7 protein-coding genes are annotated in these 8,456 nt (G+C 68.8%); 2 read left to right on the forward strand and 5 right to left on the reverse strand.

Translation table 11 applies throughout. The annotated features are described in order from the left end of the window. Together F3J10_RS32795 and F3J10_RS32800 are read right to left on the reverse strand one after the other, a co-directional pair. Nucleotides 1-433 (reverse strand): laccase domain-containing protein (locus F3J10_RS32795; protein ID WP_205200571.1); only part of this gene is annotated, 433 nt, incomplete at its 3' end. Then, on the reverse strand, nucleotides 434-1,630 hold the full coding sequence (locus tag F3J10_RS32800) for an RluA family pseudouridine synthase (protein ID WP_025097672.1): 1,197 nt from the start codon (nucleotides 1,628-1,630) through the stop codon (nucleotides 434-436). It lies immediately after the preceding gene. Between the two features lie 51 nt (nucleotides 1,631-1,681). On the opposite strand from F3J10_RS32800, the gene F3J10_RS32805 reads away from it, so the two are divergent. Then, nucleotides 1,682-2,509 (forward strand): outer membrane protein assembly factor BamD, encoded by an 828-nt coding sequence (locus F3J10_RS32805; RefSeq protein WP_025097671.1) that lies wholly within the window; start codon nucleotides 1,682-1,684, stop codon nucleotides 2,507-2,509. A gap of 114 nt (nucleotides 2,510-2,623) precedes the next feature. Here the strand turns inward: F3J10_RS32805 and F3J10_RS32810 are convergent, their stop codons facing one another. The 3 genes from F3J10_RS32810 to F3J10_RS32820 all read right to left on the reverse strand — a co-directional run bounded on the left by F3J10_RS32810 (nucleotide 2,624) and on the right by F3J10_RS32820 (nucleotide 6,035). After that, the gene (locus tag F3J10_RS32810) at nucleotides 2,624-4,894 is read right to left on the reverse strand and encodes an ATP-dependent DNA helicase (RefSeq protein WP_167243829.1); all 2,271 of its coding nucleotides are present in this window, start codon (nucleotides 4,892-4,894) and stop codon (nucleotides 2,624-2,626) included. Nucleotides 4,895-4,951: 57 nt separating this feature from the next. Continuing rightward, nucleotides 4,952-5,167 (reverse strand): YdcH family protein, encoded by a 216-nt coding sequence (locus tag F3J10_RS32815; protein ID WP_013698231.1) that lies wholly within the window; start codon nucleotides 5,165-5,167, stop codon nucleotides 4,952-4,954. A gap of 127 nt (nucleotides 5,168-5,294) precedes the next feature. After that, a complete protein-coding gene (locus tag F3J10_RS32820; protein WP_167243830.1) occupies nucleotides 5,295-6,035 on the reverse strand; it encodes a colicin transporter in 741 nt (246 codons plus the stop codon). 141 nt (nucleotides 6,036-6,176) lie between these two features. Here F3J10_RS32820 and F3J10_RS32825 point away from each other — a divergent pair. Further along, the coding region (locus F3J10_RS32825; protein WP_167243831.1) for a Tex family protein at nucleotides 6,177-8,456 on the forward strand (2,280 nt) is incomplete at its 3' end.

The raw sequence follows: 8,456 nt of genomic DNA on the forward strand, positions 1-8,456 counted from the left end.
TGCCGGCCGCGTCGAAGAACAGCACCGGCAGGCAATCGGCCACCATCACCACGCAGACGGCGCCGGGCACGTCGGTCACGCTGGCATCGGCGCGAACCGGCGCGTCCGCCGCAGCCGGGCCGGCCGCCAGTACCGCGTCGGCGCGCACGACCTCGGTGCCGTGCACCTGCTCGAGCCAGGCCGCGCGCGGCTGGCCGGCCAAGGCCAGCAGCCGCGCGCGATTCGCCTCGACGGCGGCCGGATCGTCGCCGGTGTGAAGGCCGAGATTCATGCCGCCGGGCGCATCGCCCTGCTCCGCCGACCATCTGCCATAAGGCGCGGCGCTCACGCCGCCGTCACGCGTCGAAACCAGCGCGCGCACGCGCGGCGCAACGCGCCAGTCGGGTTGCAGGCAATCGTCGAGGCTCAGCTCGGGCAGCGTGATGGTGGTCATTCAGTCCTCTTCCGGATCGTCGCGTACGTAGATGATCTCGCCATCGTAATCATCGTCGTCGTAATCGTCCTCGTCGTCGAAGTCGGCGTCCTCGGCACCGAAGCCGAGCGCGGCGGCCAGCTCGGCGATGTCGTCGGGCACCGGACAGCGCCACTGCATCGAGCGCCCCGTGAGCGGGTGCACCAGGCCGAGCCGCCAGGCATGCAGGGCCTGGCGCGCGAAACCGCCGGGCAGCGCCGCGACCGAGCGCTTGCCGCGCGCGCGGCCATAGACCGGGTCGCCGAGCAGCGGATGGCCGGTATGCGCGCAGTGCACGCGAATCTGGTGCGTGCGGCCGGTCTCGAGATCGCAGTGGATCGCCGACACCGGCTGGTTCTGCCAGAGCACCGTATCGACGCAGCGGAAGTGCGTGCGGGCCGGCTTGCCCGAGGCGCCCGTGACGACCGCCATGCGCGTGCGCTCGCGCGGATCGCGGCCGATCGGCGCGTCGATGGTGCCGCTCTCGGGCATGCGCCCCCACACCAGCGCGAAATAACGCCGCTTGACGGTGCGCGCCTGCAACTGCCGGACCAGATCGGTCTGCGCCGCGAGCGTGCGCGCCACCACCATCAGCCCGGAGGTTTCCTTGTCGAGGCGATGGACGATGCCGGCGCGCGGCAGGCCGGCCGCCGCCTCGCCGTAGCGATGCAGCAAGCCGTTGAGCAGGGTGCCGCTCCAGTTGCCGGCGGCGGGATGCACCACCAGGCCGGCGGGCTTGTCGATCACCACCAGGGCTTCGTCCTCGTAGACGATCGACAGCGGCACCGGCTCGGGCGCGAACGCGAGCTGCTCGGGCAACAGGTCGGGCACCAGCTCGATGGTCGCGCCCAGCGGCACCGGCTGGCGCACCTTGGCCGGCGCGCCGTCGACGCGCACGCGCTGCTCGTCGATCCAGCCCTGCAGGCGGCTGCGCGAGAATTCGGGGAATAGTTGGGCGAGCGCCTTGTCGAGGCGCTCGCCGGCGAGCGAGTCAGGCACCACCACCACCCGCGGGGCCTCGTCGCCCGATGCGGCGGAGGCCGGCGCGGCAAGCGACTCGCCAGACAGATCATCGTCGAGCGAATCGCCCGCCGATGCGTCGGACGGGGTGGAGCTTGGGCTATAATCGTCGCCATTTGCCGTGCCCGGCCGGGCACGGAACGAACTTGAACGGGTCATTTAGACTGGGTCACCGAGACTGAAAGCTAGGACATGCGAGCCACATTCACCATGATGAATTCGACCAAACGCGTGGCAAAACCTGTGGCCGCGTGGGCTGCATTGGCCGCGGCCGCCGCGCTGATCGCCGGCTGCCACGGCTTGCCGCAGAAGACCGACGAAACGGCGACCTGGTCGAACAACAAATTATACTCAGAGGCTCAGGATGCCCTGAACGGCAGCGATTGGGGCAAGTGCGCGAAATATTTCGAAGCGCTGCAAGGTCGCGATCCGTTCGGCCATTTCGCCCAGCAGGCGCAGATCAACGTAGCCTACTGCAACTGGAAGGATAACGAAGCAAGCGCCGCCGACCAGGCCGTCGACCGCTTCATCCAGCTGCACCCGGATCACCCGGACATCGCCTATGCCTACTACCTGAAGGGGATGATCCACTTCAACGACGATCTCGGCCTGTTCGGCCGCTTCTCGGGTCAGGACATGAGCGAGCGCGATCCGCAGGCGCTGCGCGAATCGTATGACGCGTTCAAGATCGTCGTCGACCGCTACCCGAAGAGCAAGTACGCGCCCGACGCCGCCGCCCGGATGCGCTACATCGTCAACGCGCTGGCCTCGCACGAGGTGCACGCCGCCGACTACTACTACCGCCGCGGCGCCTACGTGGCCGCGATCAACCGCGCCCAGCTGGCGATCACGCAGTACAAGAACGCGCCGGCGATCGAGGACGCGCTGCACATCATGGTGCTGTCCTACGGCAGGCTGAACCAGCCGCAACTGGCCGACGACACCAAGCGCGTGCTGGCCAGCACCTTCCCGGACAGCCCGTACGTCACGGGGCATGCCCGTCCCGGCGCGAAGAAGAAGTCCTGGTGGCAGTTCTGAGCCCACTCGCGCGGCTGCCCCGCCGCGGGCGGCCTGCAGCGAGCACCCAATAAAAAACCCGGCCATGGCCGGGTTTTTTATTTGATGGCGAGGCAACCGCCTGCCGAAGCGAGCTCAGGCACGAATGCCGCGCCCGCCCTCCTCGAAGAACTCGCGCACCACGTCGATCTCGCGCGTGCGCTTGAAGGGCGGCAGGCTCTGCCAGATGCGCCGGCCATAAGGCTTGTCGACCAGCCGCGTGTCGCAGATCATCAGCACGCCGCGATCGGTCTCGGCACGGATCAGGCGGCCCGCACCCTGCTTGAGCGTGATCACCGCCTGCGGCAGCTGGTGCACGGCGAACGGGCTCAGGCCCTTCTTGGTCAACGCATCGAGCCGCGCGGCCAGCACCGGATCGTCGGGCGGCGCGAACGGCAGCTTGTCGATCACCACCAGCGACAGCGCGTCGCCGCGCACGTCCACGCCCTCCCAGAAGCTCTGGCTGCCGACCAGGATCGCATTGCCGTAGGCACGGAAGCGGTCCAGCAATTCGGTGCGGCTCGCGTCACCCTGCACCAGCAGGGGCATGTTCCAGCCGCGCGCCTCGATGGTCTCGCGCAGCTTGGCGGCGATCCGGTCGACCGCGCGCAAGGTGGTGCAAAGCATGAACACGCCGCCGCCCGAGGCTTCGATGGCCGGCAGCGCCGCATCGAACACCGCGTCGGTGAACATCGGCGAGGACGGCTGCGGCAGGTCGCGCGGCACATAGAGCAGGCCCTGTGCCGGATAGTCGAAGGGACTGGGCAGCGTCATCGAGCGACGCGAGCTGAGCCCCATCTGCGCCGCGTAGTGGGTGAAGTCGCCGCGCACCGACAGCGTCGCCGAGGTGAAGATCCAGGCGCGCGGCACGCCAGCGCGCTGCTTGGCGAAGATCGGCGCGACCGACAGCGGCGTTTCGTGCAGTTGCACCGTCTGCGAGAACACCTCGACCCAGCGCACCTTCTCGTCGGGGTCGTCGCGCTTCGCCTCGGCCGCCTCGCCACCCGCCGCCACCTCCTTCACGGTTTTCGCCGCGCTGGCCGCCGCCGCATCGGGCGCGACCCAGCCGACCAGGACGCCTTGCAGCTCGCGCGCGCGGCGCAGGCAGGCGCCCAGCGATTCGGCGCGCTCGGCCTGCCCGGCCAGCGCCGAGGCGAGCGCGTCGAGCGCGGCATCGACATCGTCGAGCGCGGCGAACAACGGATGATCCTCGCCGAGCTGCGCCAGCGAGACGCGCACGATGCCGCCGTCGGCGAAGGCGAGCCGCACGTCGCGCGCCGCGCGCTCCAGCGCGGCGCCGAGCTTGACCCACTCCACCGCGTCGCGCGCATGGGCCAGGCCCTCGACCACGGTGTCGCGCGCGAGCTCGAGCATCTGCGTGGTCGACAGCGTCTCGCCGAAGAACAGCGTGGCCGTCTCCGGCAGTTGGTGCGCCTCGTCGAAGATGACGGTGTTCGCGCTCGGCAGCAGCTCGGCCATGCCGGTATCGCGCAGCATGATGTCGGCGAAGAACAGGTGGTGGTTCACCACCACCACGTCGGCCTGCTGCGCCTCGCGGCGCGCCTGCATCACGAAGCATTCCTTGTAGTGCGGACAGTCCTGGCCGAGACAGTTGTCGCGCGTCGAGGTGACCATCGACCAGACCGGCGCCGTCTCGGGCACGCTGGCCAGCTCGGCCTTGTCGCCGCTGCGCGTGAGCTTGGCGAACCGGACGATCTCCTGCAGGTAGGCGGTGTCCTGCCGGGTCGGCAGGCGGCCGTTGTCGGCCGTGCGCTGCAGGTAGTAATGGCAGAGGTAGTTGGAGCGGCCCTTGAGCATCGCGATCGTGACGGGCACGGCGAGCGCGTCGCGCACGGTCGGGATGTCGCGCTGGAACAACTGGTCCTGGAGGTGCTTGGTGCCGGTCGAGACGATCACCTTGCCGCCCCACAGCATGGCCGGCACGAGATAGGCATAGGTCTTGCCGGTGCCGGTACCGGCCTCGACGATCAGGGTGTTGTCGGCGCCGTCGTCCTCGGCGGTGGCGGCGCTGTCGCCGCGCGCATCGTCGCCGGCCGGCGCGGTCTCGCCCGCCTGCAGCTTGCGGGCCGGGCGCTTGCGCGCATCGAAGATCTCGGGCTCGGGCAGCTTGCGCGCCGATGCCTCCATCGCGGCGGCCACCGCGCGCGCCATGTCGATCTGCGAAGCCCGCGGGCGGTAGCCGTCGAGCACGCGCGCGAGCAGGCCGCCCTCGCCGAAGATCGCGTCGAGTTCATTGACGCGCTTGCGGCTCGGGGTGGCAAGGGGATGGGGGGCGCCCGCGCGCGAAGACGCGGCGGACGATTCGTCGCGCCGCGTGTCAGCGGGTGCTTCTAGCGGTGAATTCAAGGCAAGCGGTCCTCATTTCCGGTGCCTGACGCGGCCCCGGCGCTTGCCAGGCCGCCCTCAGGCGCGCTGATCCGGTTCGAGCTGCGATTGCAGCATGATGATTTTGTCCTTGGCCAGCAGCTTTTCCTTCTTCAGCCGGTGCAGCGCCAGGTCGTCGATGTCAGAGCGCATTTCCTTGAGCTCGATCTCGCGTGCCAGCTGACTGTGCTGCTCCTGCAGCGATACCAGCCGGTTGCGCAATTCCTGCTTCAGCTCTGCTTGACGGGTTTGCATGCTCGCCTCCTCAAAAGAACCGGCTCGACGCAGCGGCCTTCCGATGCCGCTCGCGATTCGCCGGGTTGGCTGTCCGAACGAAATACCCACCCCTCGCTGTCTGGCGTGACGACGTGCGCGGCACGCCCTACTGCTGTTGTTGCTGTTGCTGTTTTTCCTTGGCCTTCTCGGCCGCCTGGCGCTGCCGTTCCTCGACATCGGCCTTGTGCTGCTCGGCCTCGCGCTGCTTGTCCGCGTAACGCTCGGCGTTCTGTGCCCGCTCCTGCGCCTTTTGCGCAGCCTGTGCGTGGGCATCGTCGAGCTTCTTCTGGAAATCGGCCTGCTTCTGATCGTACGCCTGCTGGCTGGCCGCGCGCTGCGGCGCGTCCGCATCGCGCTGCGCGCGCTTGAGCTCGTTCTCGCGCTGCCTGTCGGCATAGGCGGACGCGCTCGCGGCCTCGCTGGCGGCGCGCTGCGGCGCTTCGGCCTGCTGCTGCGCGGCCTTCAGCGCGAGCTCGTCGTCACGGCGCTTGGCGCGCACCGCGCGCTGCTCGTCGTTCAGGGCGAGCTGCTGCTGGCTGATGCTCGAACGCTCGTCACGCATCGTGTCACGCGCTTTGGTCAGACAATTGTTGACGAAGAACTTGCTGTAACAGTCATGCTGGGCCACGCCATAACGATAATTGTTTTCCGCCGTGCGCTGATTGAGCACTTTTTGGCGGGCATCGAAATCGCGATCCTGTGCCGCGGCGACAGAGTCGCTCGTGACGGCTGCATCGGACGCGGCCGCCTGCGCGGCGGCCACGGACGAAGCGGCGCCGAGCGCGAGGGCCAGCGCGGCAACGAGTAAACGGGAGATTGGCAACGTCGTAGGAAAGCTGCGGGACATGGGGCAAATTCTAACACCGCGCCGCCGCCCTCGCGGCGGCGCCCCGATGCATTTATGGCAAAATGCCCCGCTCCATTCACCCGCCCGGCCCGGTTCGCCGGCCACGGGCGTTCCAGCAGGCCGTAGACGCACTCACTACCCATGACGGAAACCGTAGCACTCAAGATCGTTCAACGCATCGCCTCCGAACTCGCGGTCCAGCCGCGGCAGGTCGCGGCAGCCGTGCAACTTCTCGACGAAGGCTCCACCGTTCCGTTCATCGCCCGCTACCGCAAGGAAGTGACGGGCAATCTGGACGACACGCAACTGCGACAGCTCGAGGAGCGCCTGCTGTACCTGCGCGAACTCGAGGAACGCCGCGCCACCATCCTCGCCAGCATCGAGGAACAGGGCAAGCTGACCGACGAGCTGCGCGGCGCCATCGAGACCGCCGACAGCAAGCAGGTGCTCGAGGATCTCTACCTGCCCTACAAGCCCAAGCGCCGCACCCGCGCGCAGATCGCCCGCGAGGCCGGCCTCGAGCCGCTGGCCCAGGCGCTGCTGGCCAACCCGCTGCTCGATCCGCAGGCCGAGGCCGCCGCCTACGTCGACGCCGACAAGGGCGTGGCCGACGTGAAGGCCGCGCTCGACGGCGCGCGCGACATCCTGTCCGAGCAGTTCGGCGAAACGGCCGAGCTGCTCGGCAAGCTGCGCGACTACCTGCACGGCCAGGGCGTGGTCTCCTCGGCCGTGGTGGAAGGCAAGGAAAACGAGGAAGGCGAGAAATTCCGCGATTACTACACGTATTCGGAAACGCTCAAGACGGTGCCCTCGCACCGCGCGCTGGCCCTGTTCCGCGGGCGCAACGCCGGCGTGCTGACGGTCAAGCTGGGCCTGGGCGAGGAACTCGACGCGCAGGTGCCGCATCCGGGCGAGGCGATGATCGCGCGCCATTTCGGCATCGCCAACCAGAGCCGCCCGGCCGACAAATGGCTGTCCGACGTGTGCCGCTGGTGCTGGCGCGTCAAGGTCCAGCCGCACCTGGAAACCGAGCTGCTGACCAAGCTGCGCGAGGATGCCGAGAGCGAGGCGATCCGCGTGTTCGCGCGCAACCTCAAGGATCTGCTGCTGGCCGCGCCGGCCGGCCCGAAGGCCGTGATCGGCCTGGATCCTGGCCTGCGCACCGGTGTCAAGGTCGCGGTGGTCGATCGCACCGGCAAGCTGCTCGCCACCGACACGATCTACCCGCACGAGCCGCGCCGCGACTGGGACGGCTCGCTGGCCAAGCTCGCGCGCCTGGCCGCGCAGACCCAGGCCGAGCTGATCAGCATCGGCAACGGCACCGCCTCGCGCGAGACCGACAAGCTCGCCAGCGAACTGATCTCGCGCCATCCCGAGCTGAAGCTGCAGAAGATCGTGGTGTCCGAGGCCGGCGCCTCGGTCTATTCGGCTTCCGAAACGGCGGCCAAGGAATTCCCCGAGCTCGACGTCACGCTGCGCGGCGCCGTCTCGATCGCGCGCCGCCTGCAGGATCCGCTCGCCGAGCTGGTCAAGATCGAGCCGAAGGCGATCGGCGTCGGCCAGTACCAGCACGACGTCAACCAGCGCGAGCTGGCGCGTTCGCTGGATGCCGTGGTCGAGGACTGCGTGAACGCCGTGGGGGTCGACGCGAACACCGCCTCGGCCGCCCTGCTGGCGCGCGTCTCGGGGCTCAACGCCACGCTGGCGCGCAACATCGTCGATTTCCGCGACGCCAACGGCCCGTTCCCGTCGCGCGAGCATCTGCGTCGCGTGCCGCGCCTGGGCGACAAGACCTTCGAGCAGGCCGCCGGCTTCCTGCGCATCAACGGCGGCGAGAACCCGCTCGATCGTTCCTCGGTCCACCCGGAAGCCTATCCGGTGGTCGAGCGCATGCTCGCGAAGATCAGCAAGCGCATCGACGACGTGCTCGGCAATCGCGACGCGCTGGCCGGCCTCGCGCCGACCGAGTTCGTCGACGATCGTTTCGGTCTGCCGACGGTTCGCGACATCCTGTCCGAACTCGAGAAACCGGGCCGCGATCCGCGCCCCGAGTTCAAGACCGCGACCTTCCGCGAAGGCGTCGAGAAGGTATCCGACCTGATGCCGGGCATGGTGCTCGAGGGCGTCGTGACCAACGTGGCCGCGTTCGGCGCCTTCGTCGATATCGGCGTCCACCAGGACGGCCTGGTCCACGTCTCGGCGATGTCGACCAAGTTCATCAAGGATCCGCACGAGGTGGTGAAGGCGGGCCAGGTGGTCAAGGTCAAGGTGCTCGATGTCGACGTGAAGCGCCAGCGCATCGCGCTGACGATGCGCATGGACGACGAACCCGGCGTCGCCACCAGCGGCAGCCGCGGCGGCGCCGGCAACGATCGCGGCGCGCTGCCCGAACGTGGCGAAGTTCGTCTCGAACCTGCAGTT

The organism is Burkholderia sp. Cy-637 (genome assembly GCF_011753175.1).
In the GTDB taxonomy this organism is placed as follows: Bacteria; Pseudomonadota; Gammaproteobacteria; order Burkholderiales; family Burkholderiaceae; genus Burkholderia; species Burkholderia gladioli.